The organism is Methanococcoides sp. NM1 (assembly GCF_900774285.1).
Taxonomy (GTDB): Archaea; Halobacteriota; Methanosarcinia; order Methanosarcinales; family Methanosarcinaceae; genus Methanococcoides; species Methanococcoides vulcani.
This window is the reverse complement of the sequence record NZ_CAAGTW010000001.1, coordinates 232857-258834: the sequence shown is the minus strand read 5'-3', so window position 1 is coordinate 258834 and position 25978 is coordinate 232857. Positions and strand designations below refer to the sequence as shown.

Genomic DNA, 25978 nt, shown 5'->3' with positions numbered 1-25978 from the left:
TAGTAAAAAATAATAAAATGAAAGATTTATAAATAGCAAAGTTTAAATCTTATCACCTATACTAATTTTACAACATGAGAACAATAGACTGGAATGATGAATCCAAAAATATCACACTGGTAGACCAGACGTACCTGCCAAAAGAGCTCAAGATCATTGAATGCGATAACCTTGCCTCTATTTGTGAGGCTATCAGATCACTGAGGGTAAGGGGTGCTCCTGCACTAGCGGCAGCAGGCGGATTTGGAATGGCGCTTGCAGTAACTCTCAGCAGTGCGACTTCCATGGAAACGCTGCTCAAGGACCTGAAGGTCGCTGCTGACACACTCAAGGCAACACGCCCTACAGCTGTGAACCTTGCATGGGCTGTGAACAGGGTGCTAAAAGCAACAGAAGATGCCTATGACCTTGATAGCATCCAGGACATTGTGATATCCGAGGCAATCAGAATTGCAGACGAGGATGTGAAGGTCAATAAGTCGATCGGCAAGCACGGCCACAAGCTGCTTGAAGATGGTGACAGGGTGATGACGCACTGCAATGCCGGCAGAATGGCATGTGTGGACTGGGGCACAGCACTGGGAGTGATCCGGTCTGCAGTGGAAAAGGGAAAAGAGATAGAGGTCATTGCCTGCGAGACACGCCCATTGAACCAGGGAGGACGCATCACCACATGGGAACTTATGCAGGACAACATTCCTGTGACACTTATCACAGACTCCATGTCCGGTCATGTGATGAAGAACGGCATGGTTGACAAGATCATAGTAGGTGCCGACAGGATCACACAGGACGTTGTCTTCAACAAGATCGGGACTTACACCCATTCAGTGCTTGCAAGGGAACATGAGATCCCATTCTTTGTTGCAGCACCGGTCTCCACATTCGACCCTAATGGCTGGGAGGAGACAGTGAAGATCGAAGAAAGGGATGGAGATGAACTTCGCTATATGGCTGGTGAACAGATAGCTCCGGCGAATGTCAGGGTGTACAATCCGGCATTTGACGCTACACCAATGGAGAACATTACCGCGATAGTTACTGAAAAAGGAATATTCCAGCCACCATTCCTGCTGGATGAAGTAATAATGTAACAGCCACAAAGTTTAAAAATTTAAAAAACAATCGGAGAGATTATGGCTAAACAAAAATCTAGCGGAAATGGACTGATGTCATCCGCAGGTCTCATGAGATACTATGATGCAGATAAAAGAGCAATTCACCTGCAACCAAAAACAGTTATGCTCTTTGGGGCACTCTGTGGAATTGTTATTCTTGCATTAAGTGCAGGTTTTGGCCTCTGGCCATAACCTAATTCACACTTTTTTAGTTTGAGTTTATTCAATTTAGGACCAAGACAACTTCTAAAACAGCTTTTTTGCCCTTAGTTTTAGAATTCACAATTAACTTAGTTAAAGTTCACTTAGTATAAGTCTACTTAGTTTAAGAACTGATAAAACAAATGTCGGATAAAATAATGATCCGACTTCAACCGCCACGTGCTTCTTTAATTGATTTTGCGATCTTTCTCGCAACCATGGTCTTTGGCTCTTCATTATCAACCAGTATACGACCGCTTCCTTCCCACCATGAGCGAGGATATTTTTTATCGGCTTCTACCTCAGGGTTCAGGTTCAGCTTCTCAGCTGCTTTCGAGAGTTCTCTGAGATCGGGTTTCTCCACAGAACTTTTCCTGGAGATGATCCTGCCACCTTTTCTGGACCTGGACCTGTCCAGGTTTGCCGGCCAGATAACCAGTTTCCCTTTGTCACGCATCATCATGTGCCATAGATTAGAACTCATATAATTTAAACTTGGTCAAATGTCATCTCAAAAATATAAAATAGTGTCAGAACCCATATGCAAGCAATTGTAAAAAGGAGATATCAAATGGCATTTTTCGGTACAAACGGAGTAAGGGGCATTGCCAATGAATACATCACACCACAGCTTGCAATAGATGTTGCAAAAAGCCTTGGGACCTATATGGGCTCAAAAGGAATTATCGCTATCGGTCGTGATACAAGAATATCAGGAGAGATGCTTAAGTCTGCAGCTATCGCAGGAGCACTTTCCACAGGAGTGACTGTCATAGACATAGGCACTGCACCAATTCCTGCAATACAATACTATGTAAGGGACCATGCTGATGCAGGTATCGGAGTTACTGCATCCCACAACCCCAGAGAGTACAACGGAATAAAACTGGTTGCAGGAGACGGAAGTGAGTTCTCACGGGAAGGAGAAAAAGTTGTCGAAAGGATCTACATGTCAAAGGAGTTCTCTACCGCAAACTGGGACAGGACAGGCAACTTCCACATAGACAACAATGCCAACGAGTACTACATCAACGGCGTCATCAATTCAGTGAATGCTGAAAATATACGGGAAAAAAGATTCAAGGTCGTTGTGGATACCGGATGTGGTGCCGGGTCACTCACATTACCATTCCTGCTCAGGAGACTTGGCTGTGAAGTCATCACACTTAATGCGCAGATTGACGGGACGTTCCCATGGCGCAACCCCGAACCTACGCCTGATGTCCTGACAGAGCTTGCAGACATCGTGAAGAGCAGTGGTGCAGACATGGGTGTCGCACAGGACGGAGATGCTGACAGGGCAGTTTTCTTCGATGAGAACGGGGATTTCATTGATGAGGAGATCCTCCTTTCCATGATGGCAAAATACATTCTGGAAAATAACAAAGGCCCAATCGTTACTCCTGTAAGCTCATCCCAGCGGATGCTGGACGTTGCTGAAGAAGCAGAGGTCGAGCTTCACTGGACAGCCGTCGGTTCCATCAATGTGGCAAGAAAGATGATGGAAACAGGTGCAGTCTTTGGAGGAGAGGGCAATGGCGGACTGATCTTCCCGGAGCACCAGTACTGCCGCGACGGTGCCATGGCATCTGCAAAGCTGCTTGAGATCATGGCGTCTGGAAAAACATTATCATCCCTTGTGAAAAGCGTTCCTGAATATTTCAATTCCAAGACAAAGATCCGCTGCAGTGAACTTCAGGCAGCCATGGAGAGCATAAAGGAACACGTCATGGGTGGAAAATACGAAGTTGATACAACCGATGGCGTCAAGGTCTGGCACGAGGATGGATGGATGCTTATCAGACCATCCGGAACCGAACCCATAATCCGTATATTCGCGGAAGCAAAAACAAAGGAAAGAGCTGAAGATCTTATGAACGAAGGTGTGGAACTGGTCGAGAAATGCAAGGTCTGATCATCAGGCCTTCCCCCTTGATTCACCACAGATGATGCCTGTGGCGATCATGTGAGCAACACGTAAAGGTTCGGGAATGTTTCCCCTTGTGGAAGACAACCGGACTACCTCACATGCCAGGCAGGGTTCAATGCCTGCACACTGAATGAAAACAGGATTAGAGGGGTCCTTTGATATTGCCTTAATGACCCGTCCTGCACGCATCATCATCTGCAATCTCTTATCGGCATCCGGCAGATGACACAGTGCACTTTTTATTTTTTCAAGATCCGGGATCTCACGCATAAGGACAATAACAGGGATGCCGGTTTCCTCGTTTAGCTTTACAATGTCCACCGGATTGAAACCACCGTATGTAACCCCGTCCAGCATAATAACCCTTATCTGATCATAATGCTTGCTGGAAGTTACCATTGCCACTATTCGGTCAGTAGCATCCATCCCATCCCGGGTGACTTCCGAACGCATCACTCCATCCAACCACTCACCACCCCGAAAGAAAGCACCAACTATCAGTATGTTTTCACGTATCAGTGCAGAATCATCGATGCCAAGTATCCTTATCTCAGGTTTGATATGGAAAGCCAAGCTCACACGACCGATCTGAAAGTATTATGAAAACATCTGAAGAGACTGGTCATTTATGACATCCGGTGATGACATGACCTTGTCCACGGCTTCAAGCAGGTTAGACATACTGATACTGTCATTGTTCTGGCGAACCGCGAACATACCGGCTTCCATAACAATAGCACCCATATCCGCACCACTTGCACCCTCAGTGAGTTTGGCCAGCTTCGCATGATCAACATCGTCATCAATTGAAAGCCGGTCAGTATGAATGCGGAATATAGCCTCACGACCGATCTGATCGGGAAGCGGTATCTCGATCACACGGTCGAACCTTCCCGGGCGGATTATTGCCGGATCAAGCACATCCGGACGGTTGGTTGCGGCTATTATGCGAACATCGCCCCTGTTATCAAAACCGTCCATCTCGGCAAGCAACTGCATAAGAGTTCGCTGTACCTCACGGTCCGCACCATTGGTGTCATTCAAGCGTGTAGCAGCAATGGCATCCAGTTCATCGATAAATATGATCGCAGGTGCCTTCTTTCTTGCCATCTCAAAGATATCGCGCACAAGTTTTGCACCATCGCCTATGTATTTCTGTACAAGTTCAGAACCGATCACCCTTATGAAGGTAGCATGCGTCCTGTGTGCCACAGCTTTGGCAAGCAGCGTCTTCCCGGTTCCGGGAGGACCATAAAGCATTACCCCTTTAGGCGGGGAGATGCCTATGCGCATAAAGGATTCCGGCCTTGTGAGAGGAAGCTCCACTGATTCACTGATCTCCCTTATCTGGTCATCGAGCCCACCTATCTGGGAATAATCTACCTCCTGAGAGTCGATCACTTCCATAGCAGATACAACCGGCTCATCTGATTCGGAAATTATCTCAACGACGGCTAATGTCTGCTGGTTCAAAGCTACCCTGGTACCGGGAACCAGCATATCCCTATCCAGCTCAAGAGACGCCTTTACAAGGAATTGCGGACCGGTGCTGCTTCTTATCAGAACCTTGTCATCATCAAAAACATCAACCACATTTGCAACTACCAGAGGCACAGATTTCAACTGATCCAGCTCCGTTTGGAGCCTGTGAGACTCACGCTCATACTTGAGCTTCTGGGAGTCAATAAAGCGCTTTTCAGACTCCAGCTGCCCACATTGCTCTTTAAGGAGCGTGTTGCGAGACTCCAGCTGCTTCATTCGATCCAGCAGATATTTAGAAAAGTCCTCGTCACTTCCGGAAACTAAATCTCCGGCATTATTACCAATACTATGGAAGCCGTAGTTATCGTTTCTTGGTTCATCATCCATTGTTTCGCTCATAGTCCCGAATAATATTTAAGTAGAGACGATATATAGCCCTTTCGTAAAGAGCAATGCAAAGAGCCTTTAAGAGATGATACCAGATGCAATGCGAAATATGTGGCACAGAGATCAAAGGACAGGCAGTAGACGTCACAATTGATGGAAGCCAGCTTAAAGTGTGCAGCAAATGCTCACAATATGGAACTGCAGTAAAAGCCCGCTCACCCGTTTCCAGGAAGATATCACCAGTATCTCCTCAAACAAGAATGAGTGGCCCAAAAAAGACCGGACAAAGACGCGATCCTTTTGCAGAACTTAACGATGAACTTGTTGATGAATACGACAAGATCATACGCGATGCCCGTGAAAAGCGAGGATGGAGCCAGGAAGTGCTTGCCACAAAGGTAAAGGAAAAGGCATCACTTATAAAGAAGATCGAACGAGCAGAGATCATCCCCGAAGATTCTGTAAGAAAGAAGATCGAGAGAACACTAAATATCCATCTTACAGAACGCCTTGGCGAAGGAGAATGGAATGCTGATCGCCTGAACAAAGGTACGACACTTGGCGATATTGTGACCATCAAGAGAAAATAAGAAAGCAAACCAGGGTCATTCATTAAATGACCTTTCTATTTTATTCAAACGGACTAAGCATCAAATATTTCTAATCAGGAAAAGGAAAAATATGCACATTACAGACAAGAAGATCGGATTCATAGGCACAGGAAAAATGGGAGAATCCCTTATAAGAGGCATTCTTGGAGCACACAGTGACATCAGCATCTATGCAAGTGATGTCTACGAACCTGCCTTAAAGAAACTTAACAACGAACTGGGCATCAGCGTATCCACAGATAACGCCCATACCATCGTGAACTCCGATATTATTGTTCTTGCAATAAAACCACAGATACTTAAAGGCATACTTGCACAGATAAAAGATGATATCACATCCGACAAGCTCGTAATATCAATTGCTGCCGGCGTCCCCCTTGCTGCTATTGAAGATGAGTTAAACAGCGATACAAGGGTCATACGAGTAATGCCAAATATCGCTGCAACAGTCGCTGAAGCTGCATCTGCCATATGTACCGGAAGCAATGCAACCAAAGAGGATGCAGAGGTCGCGCTCGAGGTATTCAGGTCCCTCGGAAGTGCTATCGAAGTCCCGGAAAAGCTCATGGACGCGGTCACAGGACTTTCAGGCAGTGGTCCTGCATACATATTCCCTGTTATCGAAGCAATGGCGGACGGTGCAGTCTATGAAGGACTTGACCGTGCAAGCGCCATAACACTTGCCGCACAGACGGTGCTTGGTGCTGCAAAGATGGTCCTTGAGACCGGAATGCACCCAGGAGAACTTAAGGACATGGTAACATCCCCTGCAGGAACCACGATCCGAGGAATACACACCCTCGAAGAGAGTGGGATCAGGGCTGCTTTCATGAATGCAGTAATTGAATCCTCCACAAGGTCAAAGGAACTGGGCAAGTAAAGATTACTTTTCTTTGAAGTCATAAAATAATAAAATAGAGAACAATATCCAAAGATTGATATATCTTTATGACTCTATTCATTTTATTAAACTTCAATAAAGTTTATGTGGGGACAAAAAATGAAATCTTTTGCGGTGATTCGGGCAGAGGACCCGAACAAAATCAAAATAGCTTTGCACGATCTTGAACACTATGGGAGTATGAAATTTGGCTCAAATCCAAAAAGGATCGAACCAGAATATGCAGATCAGCTTCTGGTAAGCGTTTCCGGAGTAGCATTAAAAGCAAAATGCAATTCTGCTGCTTTGGTGGAACTTGATACCAATGCAGGTGCTGCGATCAGTAAGTTAAGGAAGATACATCCTCCTGCACATGTTGTGATCGTCAGTCCAAGACATGAGGCCTTCGAGGAACTTGCAGATAACTCAGAACTATATCCTGAATTTGACAGGGCATTCGAAATGTAATAGCGGCCATCACAGCCGCATTGTTTCTTTTTTTAAATTCATTTTCACATAACTGGCCTTGTAATTTCCAGTACGCTTTTAAAACTGTAAAATACAGAAGTAGCTAAAGCACTGTACTGAGAAATTGACAATAAAAAGTCAAGAGTTGAAATGTTAACATAAAGAGTGTATCAACATTGTGTGTTATATAGAAGAGTTCCAAGATAAATTATGAAATAATTATAGGATAAATCTTAAGATAAATTATAAGAGAATTATTAAGACGAATTTAAAGATAATTCCTAAGAAGATTCAAAAATAACAATTTTAGAATAGTAAAAGGAATGGGGCCGGGACCGAGAGTCGAACTCGGATCGTAGCCTCCACAGGGCTACAGGATAACCGCTACCCTACCCCGGCACGGTAATAGGGTGCTTCACAGCGAAGCACCTTATACTAGTACTTTTGTTAGATAAGCTTTTTCCTCAAAATGAAGATAGAAGCTTCATTTGAGCCTTTCAATAATAAGCTCAGCCACCTGTTTACCGGAAAGAAGCATTCCACCGAATACCGGACCCATTCGTGGTGCACCAGCTACAGCATTGGCTGCCATTCCGTCAACATACAGGTTTGGATATACTTCCTTTGTTGTTTCCAGAAGCATACGTTCACCCACATCCGCCCACATTGGCTTCTCACCGACAACACCAAGATCTCCCAGTTTTGCGCCTGGAACCTTGCGCTGCACAGTGTTACAGACAGCTGCCTCATGACCGGTACCATCGACCACGACCTTGGCACGTATTGCCAGAGGATCAACATGAAGTCTTCCGATCTCCACAGCGGTCCAGTTGATAACAAGGCCACATACCTCATCATTTTCCCTTATCATGACATCCTCAACATTCACAAGGTTGAATATCTCAGTACCTGCAGTTGTTGCACCACTTATGAGCTTGCCAACAGACTCAACGGAATTGGCTATGTAATAACCTTTCTCGTATTCATGATAGGTAATATCGAAATCATCCAGTATATGGCGTGCTTCTTCCTGGACAACAATGCGCGGGAACATCATACCGCCAGCCCACATGCCGCCACCAATGGACAATTTCTTCTCATAGATCACCGTTTTTAACCCGGCTTCTGCAAGATATTTTGCAGCTACAAGATTTGCAGGACCTCCACCCACAAGTGCAACATCAACTTCTGTATAATCAAGGAATACTTTAGAGAACTCGTCTATAATCGCTCTTGAAATTGTGACCTCATCAAGTTTCATATTACTGCCTCATGATAATTAAAATCCAAATGTTCATTGGATACATCTATATTAAAGTTGTTGGAACCAGCAGCAACGCTATACAAAAAAAAAACAAAACCGAATGAAAATAAAGATTTAAAAAGAGTAGATGAGAAGAATTATGGCTTTTTCAAAGTGACCCAGAACATGCTGCCGTTTCCATTCGGATTGTCAGCAACACCGACTTTACCCTCATGCAAATCAACGATTCTCCTGACAATAGCAAGACCCAAACCTGTGCCTTTGATATTACCTTTATCTATCCTCTTAAAACGTTCAAAGACCAGTTCTTTATCTTCATCAAGGATACCAAAACCCTGGTCTATGACCTTGACCTTCCATTCCCTGCCAAGATCCTCCATTTCCACAGAAACACAGGTATTCTGAGGACTGTATTTTATTGCATTTGAAAGAAGGTTCACAAAGACCTGCTCGATCATCGGATCAACAAGTGCAGGATAAGGACCTTCAATTGACATATTCAGTTTTATCCTATTTCCTTTCAGTTGTGGCCCGAGGGTTTGCGCAACGTTGTTAAGGATCACTCCGAGATCAATCCTCTTGAGCTTTACCTCAGAAACGGACTCGATCTTTGCAAAAGTAGCCGCACTTTTGATCATAGTGATCAGTTTAGTGTTCGTACGTTTGATCGCCTGAAGCATACGCAGGTCCCCATCTTCAAGCTTACCCCTCTTAAGGAGCAGGTCGGTGAAGCCTTTTACAGCACCAGCGGGATTCATGAGATCATGCCTGATAATATCGATAAAAAGGTCCTTCAATTCGTTGGAATGCTCCAGCTGATTTGCATAATCTTTCAATGCGACTTCTGTTTTTGTACGTTCTGTGATATCTTCACCGGAACTTAAGATACCTGAAACATTACCATTCCCATCCATAAGAAGGGAATTATGCCAGCTTATTAGCCGTTCCTCACCGTCGGCAGAAATTATGGAGTTCTCAGCGTATTCAAATTCACCAATTCCACCCTCGAGCAAGCGGGAAAATATCTTTTTTGGGTATTCGGCTTTCTCTGGCTGCAGGAATGAATCGAACCAATTCTTCCCGAGGACCTCCCCTTCACTTCTCCCAAGGATCTCGCAACCTTTCCTGTTGATAAGAGTTACATTCTGGTCCTTATCCAGTACCAGAAGAATGACACCTGCAACGTCAAGATAGTTCTGTGCCTGATCACGCTGGGCCAGGAGGCTAGTATGCAATTGCCTGATCTTTATGAGGGACTTAACCCTTGTCTCAAGCTCAAGCCTGTCAACTGGTTTTGAAAGAAAATCGTCCGCACCTGCCTCTATACTTTTTATCTTATCATCTTTACCTGAAAGGGCAGTTACCATAACAACAGGTATGAACTGATAAAGAGGATCCTCCTTCAGGGTTCTACAAACATCAAAACCACTTACCTCAGGCATCATGACGTCGAGAAGGACCAGATCGATGTCTTCAGTTCTCACCTTTTCAAGTCCCTCTGCTCCACCATAAGCAGGGATAACCTCATAATCTCCGGAAAGATAGACCTCCATTAGCTCCACATTTAACGGTTCGTCATCGACAACCAATATTTTTGGAACAGAATTGTCATTCATTTTTACACCAAAAATAAGGCAGTTAAGCAGACCCCTTTAGGTAATCGGCTATTTGATCCCTGAATTCCGGAACATTGATGGGTTTGGAAATATACCCCGTACATCCGGCTTCCAGGAACTTACTCCCATCACCGGTCATTGAATGGGCTGTAAGGGCTACCACAGGTATATCTGCAGTTTCCAGATCATTCTTAAGATGCTCAAGTACCTCGAGCCCATCCATGCAAGGAAGCTGCATATCCAGCAAAATGAGGTCATAATTGCCCTCTTTAACTTTATTAAGAGCTTGTGCACCATCTTCTGCCTGCCCAACCTTGTAGCCCCAGGATTCCAGCAGGATCACGGTCAGTTCCATGTTCATGGGATTATCTTCCACAACCAAAATTTGCTCCATCATTATCACTTTTGAACGATCGTTATTAAAAATTGATAGATCTTTTTTAAGTTTATCAGGCGGACCTGGGTACCATCATATTAAGGAAAGCACACTAACACACCTGATATCATGCACACATTCTGATACAGGATAAAACATATTTATAGAACGATCATTTTTTCATATAACATATTCACAAGTCAATATATAATAATTATCCCGTTAAGGTCATATACAGAAATGTAATTAGTTGCCCCATTCTAAGATAAGTATTATATCTATTATGAGAGGTCCATGTAATATATAGAGGAGGAGCTTTCAGGAAATAGATTAAATCAGATCGTTTACTAATACCCCATTGTAAGACAAAAAAGAGTTGATAAAATAGTCAGATCTGCCCAGAAGACAACACTAAAAAGAAATCGGGAAGAGAACATCGAGCCATCCGACTCCACTGCAGACATAGTCATATTAAAGCCTCAGGGGTATCCGCTTAGCAGTATGCTTGATGAATATCCCGAGATAGAGAATCCCGATATCTTCGAACATTATGCAAGAAAGCAGTGGAAGGGGTTTCTGGCACGCAAGGGAGAATATCTTTTTGACCACAGGATGTATCCCGACTTTGCTTACAAGATCCTCGATGTGGAACCACCCGAATCGGTCATTGGAATGGAAACCACCATCGTTGTCAATGAGGATGAGAAGATCCCCATTACACCTGAGTTTGCGACCAGGATCACATTTGAAGATGTTATCGGCCAGACAACTGCCCGCAGGAAATGTAAGCTTATCGAGCGTTTTCTCGAAGAACCGGACAGGTTTGGTAAATGGGCACCCCGAAATGTACTGTTCTTTGGCCCATCCGGGACCGGCAAGACAATGCTTGCAAAAGCCCTTGCCAACAAAACAGAGGTACCGCTGTTGCCTATAAAAGCCACACAACTTATTGGGGAATTTGTAGGAGAAGGTGCACGCCAGATACACCAGCTCTACGATAGGGCTGAAGAGATGCAGCCATGCATAATCTTCATTGACGAACTGGATGCCATTGCACTGGACAGGAAATTCCAGGAACTAAGAGGAGATGTTGCAGAGATCGTGAACGCACTCCTTACCGAGATGGATGGAATTGTAGAGCGTAAGGGAGTCTGCACCATCGGAGCAACGAACCGTATCGATAGCCTTGATTCTGCCGTAAGGAGCAGATTTGAGGAAGAGATAGAGTTCATGTTACCTGATGAGCAGGACCGCCATAGGATAATCGAACAGAACATCAGCACATTCCCGCTTCCTGCCAGAGATATTGACCTGCAAAGGATCGCAAAGCTTACAGCAGGGCTTTCAGGAAGGGACATCGTGGAAAAAGTTCTCAAGAATGCATTGCACCAGGCGATCATAGATGACCGGGAAGAGGTCGGACAGGAACTTTTTGAGAATGCTATTTCCAAACTGGTGAAAAAAGAAGACACCGGTGCTTTGAATAGACTTTATATATGAAAAATGGAAGCTTAATCCTAAGTAAGTTAAATGTGATATTATGACCACCATCAAAGAAAATGACAGGTTCGAATGCAAAGTAGTGAACATTATTGACAACCTGAAGCAGTGGAAAGGAGTTACCGTCGAGGACGTGGAATCCGGAGGCAGAGTATACTTTGCGAAGGTCAAGGCAGATGGTTTCAACATCGACATCGGAGATTCACTCTTCATAGGCGTAAAGAAACTGCCTTATGGATTAGAGGAAATGTCCATGGAAGTCCACCTCTATGATGAAAACGATAACGAACTGGACTGGACTATGATCTGATCATACCCCAGCGTTCACTTTTTTATTTGTTATTTAATGTATTGTTTAATTTATTCAGTCGTCACTCATTCATCGATCCACTTAATCTTGTAAGTGTGACTAAGACCTTTTTCATCAGAAACCTCAATTTCAGCAACAGTGTGCTCCATTAATGAATCCACACACCCCTGATAGAACAGATCGACAGGACCTGACCACTCCCTGCGTATTGAATCCATATCGAAGAAGCGGAGTATATTAACCACCCCCGCTGTTGTATCATATTCCGAATTTGAAGGCAACATCTCGGGCATCAGATCGAAGATCGGTTCAGTACTAAGCTCGAACCATTCATGATTGACAATAATATTCCACTGGTCTGCGGAATTCTCCTGTGCATATAATGCCTCAATTGCATAATTTATATTGATGCCCAGTTTCTTTTCCTCAGGAACTTTACGAGGAACAAGGTCCTTCTTACGGGTCTGGTCATAACGGAAGGTTTCAGGGTATCGGAATATCTGACCAAGGTTCATCTTTTCAGAGATGATCCTGTTAATATCATGCTCTACCTGCTCTGAACTTGCAAAATTCAGTGCTATGGCCTGATCAATACGATCTAAGGGCATTTCATGATCATCTTTTGCAAGCCGTATTGCAGTATTACAGACCTTAGTCGTAATTTTGTCGATGCCCCGTGATATACGGAGATCCTTGTCCTTCAGGGAAGCTATCTTTGTAATCACATCATTGAACTCGCTTATGTGATAGGGATCAATGATTTCTTTTCCATCAGAATCATGAGACTTGTAAGTATGTCGTTCATCTAACATGGCACCACCAACCATTACAAGTAATAGTTTGGGTGCCTGAACTTAAAAAAGTTGTGTAATGCAGAAAATGACAATTATCGAAGCTTATTCATCCCTGATAAGGGACTTCGATGGACATCAGGTCTTCTGCAATTATAACATCCTTAAATATTGCTTTTGCATCTTTCAGCAAAGGAGAAACATCATCTGAATACCTTGAACTGATGTGCGTCAGCACCAGTCTTTTGACACCCGCTTTCTTTGCCAGTGCTGCAGCCTCGCCTGCTGTTGAATGTTTTGCTTCCTTTGCCCATTCTAGCTTTTCGTCAGCAAGCGTTCCGTCATGTATCAGGAGATCAGCATTCTCACTCGCTTCCAGAATATCCCTGCATGGCCTCGTGTCACCACTGTAGATGAGAGTCCTTCCTGGCCGGGATTTTCCCACCACATCTCCAGAACTTATGACCCTGCCATCCACTTCCACATCCTCCCCTTTATGAAGTTTTGAAAAGAGCGGACCGATCGGAACACCAAGTTCCATAGCTTTGTTCCGATCGAACTTTCCCGGCCGCGGATCTTCTACCAGGGCATACCCGATACTGCGTACATTATGTTCTGTCTGTAAAGCAACAACCGAATACCCATCCCGCTTTACAACATCACCGCGCTCCATTTTGACAGCATTTATCTCGAACTTCAGCTTGTAGTAGCCAAGGGCCGAGAGCAACTTTACGAACTCTTCCACCCATTCCGGACCATATATGGTGAGTGGTTCGGTCCTGCCCTGGAAGGACATGGTCTGTACAAGACCGGGTATACCGAGAATATGATCTGCATGGAAATGCGTGATAAATATAGATGAGAGGTTCATCATTCCGGTCTTTGCACGCATCATCTGCTGCTGAGCACCTTCCCCGCAGTCGAACATGATGAGTTCACCATCCCTGTTGACCATGATCGCGGAAGGATTGCGGTTTTTGGTGGGTAAAGAACCACCCGTCCCTAAAAATGTTACAAGAAGCATGTAGGAAGTATTATGCGATAAAATTATTTATCTGTTATCACATGCATTCCTTAATGGATACTTACGGGAAAGCTGAGCGGCTCGAAAAGTTCATATAGAATCCTATTAGTAAAGGAAGTCCATTAACCGATTATATATGATAGAGATTCATTCTACTAATAATAAATAAGAGGACAAATTTATGCAATTTCAGGGAAGATCAAAAAGGAAATACACAGGAGCAAAGATCAAATCATCACGTGGTAAAAGGAAACATGAGCTCGGGCGTGAGCCTGCAGAAACACATGTTGCTGATACAAAAAGGAAGAACATCCCAACACGTGGCGGAAACAGGAAAGTAAGGCTCCTGCAGGGTAACATTGCAAACGTCACGACCCCTTCAGATGGAAAGACAGTTGTTTCCGCTATCGAAACAGTTGTTGATAACACTGCAAACGAGCACTACATCAGACGTAACATCATCACAAAGGGCTCTGTGATCAAGACCGCAATGGGTAATGCTATTGTCACAAGCCGCCCTGGACAGGATGGCGTGGTCAACGCAGTATTGATCGAGTAAATATCTACTTGATCATCTTTTTTTAACCCCGGGATGTTTCAGGTATGGATGAGCAAACACGTAACATACTGGAGATCCTTGAAGAAGACGCAAGGATCGTACCAGAAGAGATCGCAGCACTCACCGGCATGACCGTTGAGGAAGTGAGCCGGAAGATCGAATATCTTGAGAAAGCGAAGATCATTCGCAAATACAAGACCATCATCGACTGGGAACAGGCAGGCGAGAACTACGTGTATGCCATCATTGAGCTTAAGATCCACCTGGAACGCAAACTGGGATATCAGGCAATTGCCGAGAGGCTTTACAAGTTCCCGGAAGTACGCTCCGTAAGGCTGCTTTCCGGAGAGCATGACATTTCTATTACAGTGCGCGGCAATTCCATGAAACAGGTCGCCTTCTTCGTAGCGGAGAAAATAGCGACACTGGACCAGGTCCAGAACACTGCTACCCACTTTGTTCTGAAGACCTACAAGGAAAATGGGCTGATCCTGGATGAACCAGACCAGGTCAAGAGACTGGCAGTCTCCCCATAATACTTTTTTCTTCTAACCTGCTTTCCCAATCCTTAATGGAGGCATCTATCTTGAGAACGCAATGTAACCCCTCACGGTTTGTATCGAACAGTATGCAAAAAGTACCCCCTTCAGGTATTCGAAAGTTCTTCGACATGGCATCCGACAGTGAGGATGTTATCTCCCTTGGAGTAGGAGAGCCTGATTATGTGACACCATGGCATATCCGGGAGGCGTGCATACACTCAATTGAACACGGGGAAACATCCTATACCTCTAACTATGGCCTCATGGAGCTTCGCGAAGAGATCTCAAGGACATATACAAAAAGGCACAATGTCTACTACGACCCAACAAACGAGATACTGGTAACCACAGGCGTCAGTGAGGCACTTGACCTTGCAATACGAGCTATCGTGAACCCCGGTGATGAGATCATCGTGGTACAGCCATCATATGTGGCCTACGTACCTTCCATAATATTCGCAGGCGGAGTTCCTGTTACCATTGGTGCAAAGGGAGAGAATGACTTCAGGATCACAGCCGAGGAGATCGAGGCCGCCATTACGAACAAAACAAAAGCGGTGATCATAAACTATCCCAATAATCCTACCGGCGCCACAATGGACAGAGATGAGCTGGAAGCCATTGCAGACGTCATCGTAGAACATGATATCATGATGATATCTGATGATGTCTATGAGAGACTTACCTACGAGGGAAAGCACACATGTTTTTCAGCCCTTGAAGGAATGCGTGATCGAACCATCATGCTGAACGGGTTCTCAAAGGCATATGCAATGACAGGATTCAGGATGGCATATGCAATGGCAGCCCCTGAGATAATCAATTCGATGATGCTTATCCACCAGTATTCCATGCTCTGCGCTCCAATAACTGCCCAGGTCGGTGCTATTGAAGCACTTCGCAATGGCGAGGAAGAGGTGGAGAAGATGGTCCGTGAATACGACCGACGCAGGAAGCTCATAGTCGGTGGATTGAACGATATTGGTCTGGATTGCTTCAATCCAGGAGGCGCATTCTATGCATTCCCCTCCATCAAGAGCACAGGGCTGACATCTGACGAATTTGCAGAAAGGCTACTTAACGAGCAGAACGTTGTTACAATCCCAGGAGATATCTTCGGTGAGACTGGAGCAGGGTTCCTTCGCTGTGCCTATGCAGCATCAAGGGAAGATATCAAGGAAGCTCTTGACAGAATAGGTACATTTGTTGACGGATTATGAAAAAAGAATCCCTCTTTTTTTCAAAATACAGAGATAATACCGAATATTATCAAATGTTATAATAGAACCGGTTAGTCCCCAAGGAGCTCTTTATCGATATTCTCGATCAGACCGCTGACCTTCCCATACCACTGTTCGACATTTTCCTTGAGCATTTCCTTGACCCTCTTAGGATCAACAGCCACATATTCATAAAAATAGCCACCAATATCGATGGTCTTGGTCTCACGATAGACAAGTCCGCATGATATCAGGTTCTGTAATGAGCGGTATGCAGTACTTCGCTCCCTGTTAAGATGCTCACCCAGACTTTCCGCGGTCATGGGTCCATTGGCAAGCAAGCATTTGTATGCACCCATATCAAGTGCCTTTAAACCTAAGATACACATTGCCACATCGTCACATTCACAGTTAGCCCTTAACATTTCCCGAATCGATGTTGTCATTATTCACCACTTATAGATTACAGATACTTAGTAATCACTCTTGTACAGTTTATACAAAACCATAATATTCACGTCGTTAATTATATATATAGTTTATCAGAATCCTCACACCTTGACAACTATAATTCCTGAAAATGAACGTTCAAGTGAACCACTGGACACAGAACGCCTGATATACCACCCCGATATGATACGTGCCAATGAGTGGGTACTTTCCGAATACCAGCCCCCTATAAGGGATTTCTGCATCTTCGTACCCTGCGCCATGAGGAAACCATATCATACCAGCCCCTCACACAAGATGTATGACCGCATTATCTTCGGTATACTCGAACAAGAGGATGCGCATGTAGTGGTATTTGGCACCTGCGGGATCACGCCACGTGAGATCGATACCGAATACCCGTTCACTGATTACAAGTTCATGATGGGGAAGTGCAATGTCGCTAAGATAAAACGTGATTTTATCAAGATGGAAAGCGAGAGGCTTGCAAAATACCTGGAAAGAACACGTGACAATTACAAGCATCGAATTGCCTATTGTATCGGGGACTTCAGGACAGCCATGGAGAAGGCAGTTGAAATGACCAACATTGAAGTTGTCATTGTCCCTGACAGGAAGACAATGGAAGAGGTCGCTAACCCGAACAAGCGTTTTAAGTACGGAAGCCTCAGCCAGCGCCAGTATCTTCAGGACTTTTCAGACTCCATCACAGATATACTGGATATTCCGGAACGTACCGTGGGAGTTCATGATGACCATTCCACCAATGATATGGACTGGTATCTTTTGTAAATACTTCTGGAAAATAAAGTAGATCACATAAATTAAATAAAGTGTGACTGCAAATAAAAAACAAATGAAGTATGAATAAAAGTAAAAAAGAAGGTACCCTGAAAGGCACCTTTTCAGTTATCCGTTAATATCATTTCTCGAGATATGGTGACTGAGCAAGCACAGCTATACCACTGTCAGAAATATTGAGCACCCTTACCTCGTTGATGGTACCTGAACCCCTGAGCTTCATTACATAGATAGTACGCTGCAGGTTGCTTCCTATGATCTCGCGGCCTAGCTTGATAACAGAATCTGCACCATATTCCACCATCTCGTCCAGTCCGAACATAACACCCACAGTTACAAGAGCTGTAACGTCACGTTTCCTGAAGATACCAAAGATATCATCGATCAATGTGCGCAGCTTGTAGTTAGACTCGATCGCAAGGAACATTGCTTCAATGGAATCGATGAATACACGATCCGGTTTTGTTTCCTCGATCTTGCTTTCCACCAGTTTCTTGAAGCTCTTGATAAGCTCTGTCGGAGCGATCTCCACACTTTTCTGGAGACGAAGGCTTGGGTCTGTAATGTCTACAAATACCAGCTTGCCTTCTGCGACCATGGAATCGAGATCCCATCCGAAGGATGATTGCATTTCACGTACGAGAGACTTGGATTCCTCGGATGTGATGATGCACATTACGGTTTCACCTTTTTCGATACCTTCCAGCAGGAATTGGGTCCCAAAGATAGTCTTACCTGTACCGGATTTTCCTGAGACCACATTGGCAGTCCCTTTGAAGAAACCTCCGCGTAACATTTCATCCAATCCACGAATTCCCGTGTTAACCCTTTCTTGAGTTACTTCATCAGCCATCTTTACACCTGATAATATAGTTAGATTATGTAGATATTTTTAAAATAGAATATTGAGATACTGACAGACATAATGAATACATTTTCCCACTACTCATATAGACAAGCACCCATTAGTATCTGTGTTATCTATACCAGTATGCCTTGTTATGATATAAAAAATGATTTATTTCCACACAGATTCTCAGAATTAAACTATAGATTCTACCGTCGGTCCATCAAACAATTCAAGCCTCAATACCAACATCCTCATCCCTTTCGATCTCAAGGAAAATATCACGGTACATCAACTTCTCTATCGTTCGGGAAACATATCTACGATGCTGATGTTTCTGGATATCCTCATTAAGGCGCATATCCGAATCGACCTGTATCCTTATAAGGCACAACCTGAACTGTTCTGCATCCTTGATCTCCATCATATAGAACTTCTCCAGAAGGAATGGAAGCAGGTAAGGATCATCTATTGCCTCACAGAGAAGAAGCTGCTCTACAGGAATATTGTGAATGTCAGGACCAGCAGCGATATCACCTGTAACCAGCTTTATTGTTTGCAGAGAATATTTTTTATCGCCCAGCGTTGCAAATTCTACCATATTTAAACTCCTTGAATATTAGAAAGGATCATCTTTTTTTGAGAATAGCTTCACAATGTTTCAGGTCTTCCGCCGTATTTATGTTCAACGCGACCTCAGGGTCTTCCAGCATGTAATTGTGATAGTCCTGCTCCTCATTGATCTGCTTCCCATCAAGAATATTGATACCAGCAGGCACAATTAGCTTCCCGGCCCAATTGAAGACAGTGTCCGGCCTGATACCTACCTCACTGCAAAGAGAGAGCGGGATGAAGACCGACATGGACGCCTCCCCACATGCCTCATAAGCATCAATGATGGAATCCAGAAGTTCCGGGGTCACAAGAGGCAGGTCAGACATTATTATCATAACAGGCCTGTCTATACCGGAACTCTCCACAGCATAGACCATATCCCCAACATAGTTATCACCTGCTGTATTGACAGCCTGTATGTGGTCACCATATTTCTTCCTTACAAGCTCTTCAGTCGCGGGTGTTGAAGGCGATACTGCCACAAATATGCGTTCGATGTGCGAAGATCTTTCCAGAGAATCGATCACATAACTTATGAGAGGTTTACCAAGAAGTTCGACACATGGTTTTTCACCCATTCCAAGTCGAAGCCCCTGCCCACCTGCCATTATAACAGCGTCCAAAGCAGACCTCCATTCCCGTTATTGATAGCGACCACCATAACAGTTATTACTATCAGTACAATGATACGTGCGATCTCGTTGGCAGTTCCGATACAATCCCCGTTTACACCTTTGAAATGGCGGTTGGAGACGTTAATTATAACAAATGCAGTAATTATAGCTGCCACATACCCGACCATGCCAACAGATCCAAAAGCCAGTATACTTGCTGCAGCACCGAGTATGAAAGATACGACATACCTCGGGAAGGTCGTGCTGTTGATTATCATGGAACCAAGACCTTCATGGATGGGTTTCCCAAATGCAGCAACCGTAAGCATTGCCTGCTTGGCACCGATCTCAGCTACAAGCATTGAGACTGCAAGCATGAAAACAGCATTGTCCGAGAAGAATATTAGTTCCGCCTGAAGGGCTGAAATGGATGCATACAGAGCAAGCAATGCAAGAACCGCATAACCCACTCCTCCGATACCAAGAGCAACATCCTTGAGCGCTTTGATCTTCTTTTCAAGTGAACCGTGCGCAGTAGCTCCATCACCAAAATCTCCCAGGCCATCAAGATGGTTCAGACCTGTAAGATAGTAAATAAAGACCATGATAAGAACTGCACTGATCTGGTCCGGCATCACGGTCTCAGTAATAAAAGCAAAGGCTCCGATCATAAGACCAAGGACTACGCCTGTGAATGTCTGGAGATAGCTACGCTTTACCAGCTCATCCAGCCCTTCCATCGTAATACCTACAGGTATTGTGGAAAGGAATCCAAAACTTGTCCTGAGAGCGAGCAAAAAACCATTCATCCTGCTATCACACCACTTATGTCTTTATTGTTATCTTTATCTTTATTTTTACGTGATTTTTTTCCAACCTCAGCAGCCTCAGCCATACCCCTGGTATACATGTTAGCTGAAACCCCACCGATAAGACCACCGATGACATCGTCCATGAATGGACCTAACTTAGAGAGGATACCGGGTTTCTGTTTATCGAAACGCACGAACTCGAACATGCCTTTATCACCACTGATATACTTGGCAATGCTCATTCCGATGACCTCATCGGCGATGATGAATGTAAGGTCTTTCTCATAAGAACTTCTACTGATATTTGGCAGCTTACCTTTCTCACCATCCCTTTCCAGAAGGATGCCGGAATAGATCAGGAGGCAAAGGTTGGCATCAGATACAGCGATATCAAGCTCCTTCCTGAAACGCTCTTCTGCGATCTCCCGAGTCTCCAGGCCGGGATGCGGAGCATAAAGCTCAAGAGCAGTATCCACAAGCATCTCCACGGTTATACCTTCCTCCTCCAGTATGTCAATGATATCGTAGTTGATATCACCATCCAGTTCTTTTGGCTGATCCTTTTTCAGGTCCTGAGAGTCTATATCTGAAAGTTTCATAATGATCACTCATATGGTATGATTAGATGTAGTTGATTATAACTGAAATTATATAGATTAAGCCTGCAAACGAAATTACTGTAAGTATTGAGGCTGCAGCAATTACCACTGATGCTTGTTTTATATCTTCTGCAACAGGCAAGGAAAAGTCCTTCCCGATCACATAGGTATCAGGTTTCTCCAGGCGCACACCAAGCACACCGGCCACAGAAGCCATCGGATAACCTGAATTCGGTGATGAGCAGGAACGGCAGTCACTGGTAGCACACTTGATCGCACCACCATGGTCAAGTTTCTTTCCTTTTGAGATCATTCCCGCAAGGACAGATCCAAGAGTAATGTAAATAACACAAATACGTGCCGGGATCCAGTTGAGGACATCATCGGTCTTTGCCGAGAAGTATCCAAGATCCCTGTGCTTCTCATCCATGTAGCCTACCATTGAATCGAGGGTACTCACTGCCTTGAATGCGTATGCACCTATTAACCCATAGGGGCCGAGGATCGCATAATAGAATAGCGGGCTCAAGATACCATCCACGAAGTTCTCTGAGCAGGTCTCGATCACAGATGAAGATATCTGACCTTCGCTTAGCTGTGAAGTATCTCTGCTGACGTACATGGACAACTTCTTGCGTGCAGAAGGCAGATCATCTTTTTCCAGCTCAGTATTGACCTCAATAGCAGCCTCTATAAGGCGGCGTATGGCAAAAGTGGACTTGAGGAAATACGCTTCAATAAGAAGTACCACAAAACCAGGCAGTATAGAGAGGTTTGCAACCAGCAGTACAGCGTAGCCAATCGATGATGCGAACAGTATAACGATAAGGGCGAACAACACACCATAGAGCTTCCTATGGGTATCAGGGGCCGATCTTTTGAAGAATGCTATGACATTACCGATCCACACCACCGGATGCAGAGATACCGGAGGTTCACCTATTAACAGATCAAATGCAGTTGCAAGGAGAAGCACCGATATGAGATGATCGGCATCAGGAAGAAATGGTTCTATCATAGGAGAGGCTCCATCACCTTATTCCATGCTTTTTTCAATTTATCTTCCATACTACCTTCGCCGGAGAGCTCATTGAGTATCTTTTCCACCACGTCCTTTTGGTGTACCAGAACACAGTCTTCACAACTCCAGACCTTGCCGCCACTTGAGCGGTCTACCCATTTGCCCCCGGTTCGTTCATCTTCACATTTATAGAACGGACAGAAACAGAATGTGCAGTCCTGACCAGGGAAATGATGACATGGATAGTACGGACAATCAGTATTTGGACCCTGTGGTTTTGCATTCCCGCTCTCAAGCATACAGATAAGATCCGATCTTGCATTTTCCCGTGCTTTTTCCACAACAACCTTTCCCATTGCACGTGAAAGCCGGTCGGTCTCTTCCTTAGGCCTGACAGCTACCCTGACGTAATCCTTTCCCATGAACGGGAATGAACTGCAGTCCCTGATAAGCACCCCATGGGAAGCGAGACGTTCGGTCAGATCGGTCGAATCAAATACCGAATCACTTATGTTTACAAGAATGTAATTGATCTTTGTATCTATCGGAATGAACTTGCGTATCCTTGAGATACGTTCTATGAGATAGTCCCTATCCTTCTTTATGGCCTCACGGGACTGAACAAGATAAGGGCTGTCACATCCGCCTTCCATGTTCATCAGTGCCACCCCGATCTCCTCGGGGATAGAACCAAGGTTCCAGGAAAGCCTTGCAGTATTAAGTGCTTCTGCCATCCTTTTTGAAGCTATACCGAAACCAATGCGGACCCCTGGAATTGCAAAATCCTTGGTCAGCGAGCGAAGTATGAACAGATGATCATTGTTGTCCACCGTATCAGCAATGCTCTGGGACGGATCATCGGCAAGTTCAATGAAAGCCTCATCAACGAAAAGAAGTGTGTGATTCAATGCACACCTTTCTGCAAGGTCCAGAAGGTCTTCTCTCTTGCGTAATTCACCGGTCGGGTTGTTTGGGTTGCACACAAAGAGGATCTTTGCACTTTCAAGAACATCGTCCGAAAGTCCCATGACCTCTTCCTGTTTTATATAGCGCACATCTGCCCCTGCAACTTTGCATTGCTGCTCATATTCCCCGAAAGTGGGATGGGGTATGAGCACAATATCGTCATGTTCCAGCACCGCTTCTGCTACGAGCCTTATGATCTCGCAGGAACCATTGCCCGGAACAATATTATCAACAGAAAGTCCGTTGCCCAGAAAATTGACCGCTGCAGAACGATATTCCAGATAGCGATTATCCGGATACTGGCCAAATCTATGTGCTGCCCGTTCCATGACATCATCAAGGTCAAGACCGCCTGAAGGATGATCAAAGGGGCTTCCCAGAGGATTAAGGCTGGCGCTCAGGTCCAGCATCTCCGATTCCGGAATGCCATAACGGCCAGCCATCTCGCGTATAAGGCCACCGTGAGCAGGACAGGCTAGTTCTACAACATGATCTTTAAGAGGGATTTGTTTTTTGTACGACACGCTTATCGAATAATGTAAAGAACAGCAAATATATTAAGTTATTCAATTTAGGTTTCTTTAAGGGAATCTGAGATTGAATTAAAACCGATGCCGTAACCAACAAATTTCTGAAGTAAACCAGAGGAAATAAAGATAAAGATAATCAGTTTGGTTTGATTCAAATACAGTAGACGTTCATCTCAACAACATTTCTTCACATTTGTGAAGACTTTCCACGGAATCGACACTGATAGCGATCTCAGGAATATCAACAAGGTAATCAGTATCTTTCTGTTCTACATCTATAGTTATTGAATCAAGGATATTGATCCCCACAGGAACAAGCATTTCACCCTTTTTGTTGAAAACGGTACCCGGCCTCAACCCAAGTTCACGATACAGACCAATGGGAGCGTACACGGACATGGCAGGGAAGCCAACTTCATCATAGGCTTTTACCATCATATCTATATGTTCCGATGTTACCAGCGGGAGATCCGGCATCAACACCATCACAGGACCGGTGCTCCCGGAATCCCTTACGGCATTTACCATATCACCCACATAATTGTCGCCAGAGGTCCTGAGAATTAAGACCCTGCCCTGGTAGGTATCTTTCACACATCGTTCAGTGTCCGGGGAAAAGGGAGACACCTGAACAAATACCCGGTCGATATGCATTGCACCAAGAAGGGAATCAAGAAGATAATTGATAAGTGGCCTATCCAGGAGCATGACACATGCTTTCTCCTCCATACCTAACCTCTGCGTCAGGCCACCTGCCATAATGATAGCATCCATTTCAATTCTCCATATTACAGGCGATCGGAAAACACACTCTTATCAGAGAGCTGAACAACCGATCAAAGATTGGGAACCATTACTCTTTCCCAGGCTACTTTCAGGTTATCCTCGGTCTCAATATCACGCATGAGGATCTTCAGAACATCCTGTACAACTTCTTTCCTGTGGATTATAGTACAACCCTCACAGCTCCAAACCTTGCCGCCAGTGGTACTTTCTATCCAGCGACCTCCTGTGCGGGAATCCTCACAGGGATAGAACGGACAGAAGCAGAAGGTGCAATCCTGACCCGGGAAGTGGCATGGATAATACTCACAGGTATTTCTGGATGCAGGTTCACCGGATGCCGCACACTCGATGGTCTGCTTTAATTTCTCCTCGGCATACTCTTTTCCAGACTCGGTCAGAACATCACCAATGGCCTGGATCAGAAGATCGGTCTCATCCCGGGTGCGAACTGCGATCCTTATGTAATCATTATCCAGCAGATAGAAAGAACTGCAATCCCTCACAAGGATACCATGGGATGCAAGCCGTTCTGTAAGCTCCACTGAATCCATCAGAAGTTGACTGATGTCAACAAGAACATAGTTCACAGTGCTTGGAAGGGGTTTAAAACCATAGATGCCAGAAAGACGCTCTACAAGATAGTCCCGCTCCTGCTCAATGAAACTGCGGGATAGTGCAAGGTATTTACTGTAACATCCGCCCTCCATCTCCAGAAGGGACGTACCAACAACATCAGGAACAGAACCAAGGTTCCATGAAAGTCTTGCAGTATTCAATGCAAGCGCCATCTTCTCAGATGCAACACCAAATCCCAGACGGATGCCCGGTATTGCAAAGTTCTTGGTGAGAGAACGAAGTACAAAGACATGATCATTTGTCGCAGCCACATCAGCCACGCTCTGGGAAGGGTCAGCAAGTTCGATGAAAGCTTCGTCGACGAACAGAAGAGTACCGTTTGCCTCACAACGCTTTGCAAGGTCAAGGATATCATCTCTGGGTATCAATTTGCCCGTAGGGTTGTTAGGATTGCAGACAAAGAGGATCTTTACGTCATCCAATGCCTCATCGGAGATATCCATCAGGCCTTCGTGCTCAAAATAACGGATGTTCGCACCCATTATCCTGCACTGCTGCTCATACTCATCAAAAGTTGGCTGTGGTATCCCCACAGTATCATTTGTATCAAGCATACATTCTGCAACAAGACGAATGGTCTCGCATGAACCATTACCGGGAACTATGTTCACGGCATTTATGCCATCACCCAAAAAGGATGCTGCAGCCTCCTTGTACTGGAGATAACGGTTATCAGGATAGTGATACATCCCCGGCTTCGAAGCGGCAAAGAGAGAAGACAGGTCAAGACCGTATTCCGGATGATCGAATGGGCTGCCTAAAGGGTTCAGGCTTGCGCTCATATCTATGATATCCGACTCAGATATCCCGTATTCCTGCGATGCCTTTCGCACAAGACCACCATGCGATGCAGGCACAAGATCTATGATATGTTTTTTGAGAGGTAAGCTTCTTTCAGCTTCCAGATTCATCGTCACATTAATCGTGCTATGATATGAACAAAAGCTATATTAATTTATGTAAATTTTTCTTTAGAAACTTCGACCTTACATTTCCGACCAGTTTCTTTTCCGAAGAGAAAC

30 protein-coding genes and 1 tRNA gene are annotated in these 25978 nt (G+C 44.7%); 12 read left to right on the top strand and 19 right to left on the bottom strand.

The genetic code is table 11. The annotated features are described in order from the left end of the window. The first annotated feature begins 74 nt into the window (after positions 1 to 74). Both E7X56_RS01310 and E7X56_RS01305 read left to right on the top strand, forming a co-directional pair. Positions 75 to 1094 carry an S-methyl-5-thioribose-1-phosphate isomerase gene (locus E7X56_RS01310; protein WP_135604084.1) on the top strand — a complete coding sequence of 340 codons (1020 nt, stop codon included), beginning with the start codon at positions 75 to 77 and terminating at the stop codon, positions 1092 to 1094. Positions 1095 to 1136: 42 nt separating this feature from the next. Beyond that, positions 1137 to 1310 (top strand): preprotein translocase subunit Sec61beta, encoded by a 174-nt coding sequence (locus tag E7X56_RS01305; RefSeq protein WP_135604082.1) that lies wholly within the window; start codon positions 1137 to 1139, stop codon positions 1308 to 1310. 178 nt (positions 1311 to 1488) lie between these two features. Here the strand turns inward: E7X56_RS01305 and E7X56_RS01300 are convergent, their stop codons facing one another. Then, complete coding sequence (locus E7X56_RS01300; RefSeq protein ID WP_135604320.1) at positions 1489 to 1776, bottom strand: signal recognition particle protein Srp19; 288 nt, start codon at positions 1774 to 1776, stop codon at positions 1489 to 1491. A gap of 114 nt (positions 1777 to 1890) precedes the next feature. Between E7X56_RS01300 and glmM the strand changes: the two genes are divergently transcribed. Then, positions 1891 to 3234: a phosphoglucosamine mutase gene (glmM, locus tag E7X56_RS01295; RefSeq protein WP_135604080.1), complete on the top strand. Its 1344-nt coding sequence runs from the start codon at positions 1891 to 1893 to the stop codon at positions 3232 to 3234. A 3-nt stretch (positions 3235 to 3237) separates the two neighbouring features. On the opposite strand, the gene E7X56_RS01290 is transcribed toward glmM, so the two are convergent. Together E7X56_RS01290 and E7X56_RS01285 are read right to left on the bottom strand one after the other, a co-directional pair. After that, a complete protein-coding gene (locus tag E7X56_RS01290) occupies positions 3238 to 3828 on the bottom strand; it encodes a DUF99 family protein (protein ID WP_135604078.1) in 591 nt (196 codons plus the stop codon). A gap of 18 nt (positions 3829 to 3846) precedes the next feature. Then, on the bottom strand, positions 3847 to 5130 hold the full coding sequence (locus E7X56_RS01285; protein WP_135604076.1) for a proteasome-activating nucleotidase: 1284 nt from the start codon (positions 5128 to 5130) through the stop codon (positions 3847 to 3849). Between the two features lie 83 nt (positions 5131 to 5213). Here E7X56_RS01285 and E7X56_RS01280 point away from each other — a divergent pair, with 83 nt between their 5' ends. The 3 genes from E7X56_RS01280 to E7X56_RS01270 all read left to right on the top strand — a co-directional run bounded on the left by E7X56_RS01280 (position 5214) and on the right by E7X56_RS01270 (position 7077). Next, entirely contained in the window at positions 5214 to 5708 is a 495-nt protein-coding gene (locus E7X56_RS01280) for a multiprotein bridging factor aMBF1 (protein WP_135604074.1), read from the top strand. 91 nt (positions 5709 to 5799) lie between these two features. Continuing rightward, positions 5800 to 6609: a pyrroline-5-carboxylate reductase gene (gene proC, locus E7X56_RS01275; protein WP_210409216.1), complete on the top strand. Its 810-nt coding sequence runs from the start codon at positions 5800 to 5802 to the stop codon at positions 6607 to 6609. Positions 6610 to 6729: 120 nt separating this feature from the next. Beyond that, on the top strand, positions 6730 to 7077 hold the full coding sequence (locus E7X56_RS01270) for a DUF356 domain-containing protein (protein WP_135604072.1): 348 nt from the start codon (positions 6730 to 6732) through the stop codon (positions 7075 to 7077). A 324-nt stretch (positions 7078 to 7401) separates the two neighbouring features. Here the strand turns inward: E7X56_RS01270 and E7X56_RS01265 are convergent. From E7X56_RS01265 to E7X56_RS01250, 4 genes are all read right to left on the bottom strand, one after another. After that, positions 7402 to 7476 (bottom strand) — tRNA-His (locus E7X56_RS01265). A gap of 85 nt (positions 7477 to 7561) precedes the next feature. Next, on the bottom strand, positions 7562 to 8338 hold the full coding sequence (locus E7X56_RS01260; RefSeq protein ID WP_091689507.1) for a sulfide-dependent adenosine diphosphate thiazole synthase: 777 nt from the start codon (positions 8336 to 8338) through the stop codon (positions 7562 to 7564). Positions 8339 to 8478: 140 nt separating this feature from the next. Further along, on the bottom strand, positions 8479 to 9957 hold the full coding sequence (locus tag E7X56_RS01255; protein WP_135604070.1) for a response regulator: 1479 nt from the start codon (positions 9955 to 9957) through the stop codon (positions 8479 to 8481). Positions 9958 to 9979: 22 nt separating this feature from the next. After that, positions 9980 to 10351 carry a response regulator gene (locus tag E7X56_RS01250; protein ID WP_135604316.1) on the bottom strand — a complete coding sequence of 124 codons (372 nt, stop codon included), beginning with the start codon at positions 10349 to 10351 and terminating at the stop codon, positions 9980 to 9982. A 483-nt stretch (positions 10352 to 10834) separates the two neighbouring features. Between E7X56_RS01250 and E7X56_RS01245 the strand changes: the two genes are divergently transcribed. After that, positions 10835 to 11833: an AAA family ATPase gene (locus tag E7X56_RS01245; RefSeq protein ID WP_371413331.1), complete on the top strand. Its 999-nt coding sequence runs from the start codon at positions 10835 to 10837 to the stop codon at positions 11831 to 11833. A gap of 40 nt (positions 11834 to 11873) precedes the next feature. Then, positions 11874 to 12143, top strand: a complete 270-nt coding sequence (locus E7X56_RS01240; RefSeq protein ID WP_135604066.1) for a hypothetical protein — start codon at positions 11874 to 11876, stop codon at positions 12141 to 12143. Positions 12144 to 12208: 65 nt separating this feature from the next. Here the strand turns inward: E7X56_RS01240 and E7X56_RS01235 are convergent, their stop codons facing one another. After that, a complete protein-coding gene (locus tag E7X56_RS01235) occupies positions 12209 to 12955 on the bottom strand; it encodes a hypothetical protein (RefSeq protein ID WP_135604064.1) in 747 nt (248 codons plus the stop codon). Positions 12956 to 13043: 88 nt separating this feature from the next. Beyond that, positions 13044 to 13958 (bottom strand): ribonuclease Z, encoded by a 915-nt coding sequence (locus tag E7X56_RS01230; RefSeq protein WP_135604061.1) that lies wholly within the window; start codon positions 13956 to 13958, stop codon positions 13044 to 13046. 181 nt (positions 13959 to 14139) lie between these two features. Between E7X56_RS01230 and E7X56_RS01225 the strand changes: the two genes are divergently transcribed. The 3 genes from E7X56_RS01225 to E7X56_RS01215 are packed head-to-tail and all read left to right on the top strand — an operon-like array spanning position 14140 to position 16279. Beyond that, complete coding sequence (locus E7X56_RS01225) at positions 14140 to 14517, top strand: 30S ribosomal protein S8e (RefSeq protein ID WP_135604059.1); 378 nt, start codon at positions 14140 to 14142, stop codon at positions 14515 to 14517. Between the two features lie 44 nt (positions 14518 to 14561). Continuing rightward, positions 14562 to 15053 carry an Lrp/AsnC family transcriptional regulator gene (locus E7X56_RS01220; protein WP_135604057.1) on the top strand — a complete coding sequence of 164 codons (492 nt, stop codon included), beginning with the start codon at positions 14562 to 14564 and terminating at the stop codon, positions 15051 to 15053. 50 nt (positions 15054 to 15103) lie between these two features. Beyond that, complete coding sequence (locus E7X56_RS01215) at positions 15104 to 16279, top strand: aminotransferase class I/II-fold pyridoxal phosphate-dependent enzyme (RefSeq protein WP_135604055.1); 1176 nt, start codon at positions 15104 to 15106, stop codon at positions 16277 to 16279. 71 nt (positions 16280 to 16350) lie between these two features. Here the strand turns inward: E7X56_RS01215 and E7X56_RS01210 are convergent, their stop codons facing one another. Beyond that, a complete protein-coding gene (locus E7X56_RS01210; RefSeq protein ID WP_135604053.1) occupies positions 16351 to 16725 on the bottom strand; it encodes a helix-turn-helix domain-containing protein in 375 nt (124 codons plus the stop codon). 112 nt (positions 16726 to 16837) lie between these two features. Between E7X56_RS01210 and E7X56_RS01205 the strand changes: the two genes are divergently transcribed. Next, a complete protein-coding gene (locus tag E7X56_RS01205) occupies positions 16838 to 17521 on the top strand; it encodes a DUF5591 domain-containing protein (protein WP_135604051.1) in 684 nt (227 codons plus the stop codon). A 130-nt stretch (positions 17522 to 17651) separates the two neighbouring features. Here the strand turns inward: E7X56_RS01205 and E7X56_RS01200 are convergent, their stop codons facing one another. The 9 genes from E7X56_RS01200 to cobD (E7X56_RS01160) all read right to left on the bottom strand — a co-directional run bounded on the left by E7X56_RS01200 (position 17652) and on the right by cobD (E7X56_RS01160) (position 25867). Next, complete coding sequence (locus tag E7X56_RS01200) at positions 17652 to 18383, bottom strand: ATPase domain-containing protein (RefSeq protein ID WP_135604049.1); 732 nt, start codon at positions 18381 to 18383, stop codon at positions 17652 to 17654. A 226-nt stretch (positions 18384 to 18609) separates the two neighbouring features. Next, the gene (locus tag E7X56_RS01195; RefSeq protein ID WP_135604047.1) at positions 18610 to 18978 is read right to left on the bottom strand and encodes a hypothetical protein; all 369 of its coding nucleotides are present in this window, start codon (positions 18976 to 18978) and stop codon (positions 18610 to 18612) included. A gap of 28 nt (positions 18979 to 19006) precedes the next feature. Continuing rightward, on the bottom strand, positions 19007 to 19615 hold the full coding sequence (locus E7X56_RS01190) for an NTP transferase domain-containing protein (protein ID WP_135604045.1): 609 nt from the start codon (positions 19613 to 19615) through the stop codon (positions 19007 to 19009). After that, positions 19600 to 20415: an adenosylcobinamide-GDP ribazoletransferase gene (gene cobS, locus E7X56_RS01185; RefSeq protein WP_135604043.1), complete on the bottom strand. Its 816-nt coding sequence runs from the start codon at positions 20413 to 20415 to the stop codon at positions 19600 to 19602. The genes E7X56_RS01190 and cobS overlap by 16 nt, the downstream gene beginning before the upstream one ends. Beyond that, positions 20412 to 21017, bottom strand: a complete 606-nt coding sequence (gene cobZ, locus E7X56_RS01180) for an alpha-ribazole phosphatase CobZ (RefSeq protein ID WP_135604040.1) — start codon at positions 21015 to 21017, stop codon at positions 20412 to 20414. Before cobZ ends, cobS begins: the two co-directional genes overlap by 4 nt. A 22-nt stretch (positions 21018 to 21039) precedes the next feature. Then, the gene (locus tag E7X56_RS01175; protein ID WP_135604039.1) at positions 21040 to 22035 is read right to left on the bottom strand and encodes a cobalamin biosynthesis protein; all 996 of its coding nucleotides are present in this window, start codon (positions 22033 to 22035) and stop codon (positions 21040 to 21042) included. Then, on the bottom strand, positions 22032 to 23528 hold the full coding sequence (gene cobD, locus E7X56_RS01170; protein ID WP_135604037.1) for a threonine-phosphate decarboxylase CobD: 1497 nt from the start codon (positions 23526 to 23528) through the stop codon (positions 22032 to 22034). Before cobD (E7X56_RS01170) ends, E7X56_RS01175 begins: the two co-directional genes overlap by 4 nt. A 174-nt stretch (positions 23529 to 23702) precedes the next feature. Next, on the bottom strand, positions 23703 to 24308 hold the full coding sequence (locus E7X56_RS01165; protein WP_135604035.1) for an NTP transferase domain-containing protein: 606 nt from the start codon (positions 24306 to 24308) through the stop codon (positions 23703 to 23705). Positions 24309 to 24370: 62 nt separating this feature from the next. Further along, complete coding sequence (gene cobD / locus E7X56_RS01160; RefSeq protein WP_210409215.1) at positions 24371 to 25867, bottom strand: threonine-phosphate decarboxylase CobD; 1497 nt, start codon at positions 25865 to 25867, stop codon at positions 24371 to 24373. Positions 25868 to 25978 lie beyond the last annotated feature (111 nt).

Coding starts and splice junctions, on each gene's coding strand:
- E7X56_RS01210 (WP_135604053.1), bottom strand. CDS start 16,725: ATGACAACATCGATTCGGGAAATGTTAAGGGCTAACTGTGAATGTGAC.
- E7X56_RS01195 (WP_135604047.1), bottom strand. CDS start 18,978: ATGGTAGAATTTGCAACGCTGGGCGATAAAAAATATTCTCTGCAAACA.
- E7X56_RS01310 (WP_135604084.1), top strand. CDS start 75: ATGAGAACAATAGACTGGAATGATGAATCCAAAAATATCACACTGGTA.
- E7X56_RS01260 (WP_091689507.1), bottom strand. CDS start 8,338: ATGAAACTTGATGAGGTCACAATTTCAAGAGCGATTATAGACGAGTTC.
- proC (WP_210409216.1), top strand. CDS start 5,800: ATGCACATTACAGACAAGAAGATCGGATTCATAGGCACAGGAAAAATG.
- E7X56_RS01235 (WP_135604064.1), bottom strand. CDS start 12,955: ATGTTAGATGAACGACATACTTACAAGTCTCATGATTCTGATGGAAAA.
- E7X56_RS01250 (WP_135604316.1), bottom strand. CDS start 10,351: ATGGAGCAAATTTTGGTTGTGGAAGATAATCCCATGAACATGGAACTG.
- E7X56_RS01255 (WP_135604070.1), bottom strand. CDS start 9,957: ATGAATGACAATTCTGTTCCAAAAATATTGGTTGTCGATGACGAACCG.
- cobS (WP_135604043.1), bottom strand. CDS start 20,415: ATGAATGGTTTTTTGCTCGCTCTCAGGACAAGTTTTGGATTCCTTTCC.
- E7X56_RS01225 (WP_135604059.1), top strand. CDS start 14,140: ATGCAATTTCAGGGAAGATCAAAAAGGAAATACACAGGAGCAAAGATC.
- glmM (WP_135604080.1), top strand. CDS start 1,891: ATGGCATTTTTCGGTACAAACGGAGTAAGGGGCATTGCCAATGAATAC.
- E7X56_RS01270 (WP_135604072.1), top strand. CDS start 6,730: ATGAAATCTTTTGCGGTGATTCGGGCAGAGGACCCGAACAAAATCAAA.
- E7X56_RS01280 (WP_135604074.1), top strand. CDS start 5,214: ATGCAATGCGAAATATGTGGCACAGAGATCAAAGGACAGGCAGTAGAC.
- cobD (WP_210409215.1), bottom strand. CDS start 25,867: ATGAATCTGGAAGCTGAAAGAAGCTTACCTCTCAAAAAACATATCATA.
- E7X56_RS01165 (WP_135604035.1), bottom strand. CDS start 24,308: ATGGATGCTATCATTATGGCAGGTGGCCTGACGCAGAGGTTAGGTATG.
- E7X56_RS01175 (WP_135604039.1), bottom strand. CDS start 22,035: ATGATAGAACCATTTCTTCCTGATGCCGATCATCTCATATCGGTGCTT.
- E7X56_RS01245 (WP_371413331.1), top strand. CDS start 10,835: ATGCTTGATGAATATCCCGAGATAGAGAATCCCGATATCTTCGAACAT.
- E7X56_RS01305 (WP_135604082.1), top strand. CDS start 1,137: ATGGCTAAACAAAAATCTAGCGGAAATGGACTGATGTCATCCGCAGGT.
- E7X56_RS01285 (WP_135604076.1), bottom strand. CDS start 5,130: ATGAGCGAAACAATGGATGATGAACCAAGAAACGATAACTACGGCTTC.
- E7X56_RS01230 (WP_135604061.1), bottom strand. CDS start 13,958: ATGCTTCTTGTAACATTTTTAGGGACGGGTGGTTCTTTACCCACCAAA.
- E7X56_RS01300 (WP_135604320.1), bottom strand. CDS start 1,776: ATGCGTGACAAAGGGAAACTGGTTATCTGGCCGGCAAACCTGGACAGG.
- E7X56_RS01220 (WP_135604057.1), top strand. CDS start 14,562: ATGGATGAGCAAACACGTAACATACTGGAGATCCTTGAAGAAGACGCA.
- E7X56_RS01200 (WP_135604049.1), bottom strand. CDS start 18,383: ATGGCTGATGAAGTAACTCAAGAAAGGGTTAACACGGGAATTCGTGGA.
- E7X56_RS01240 (WP_135604066.1), top strand. CDS start 11,874: ATGACCACCATCAAAGAAAATGACAGGTTCGAATGCAAAGTAGTGAAC.
- cobZ (WP_135604040.1), bottom strand. CDS start 21,017: ATGAAACTTTCAGATATAGACTCTCAGGACCTGAAAAAGGATCAGCCA.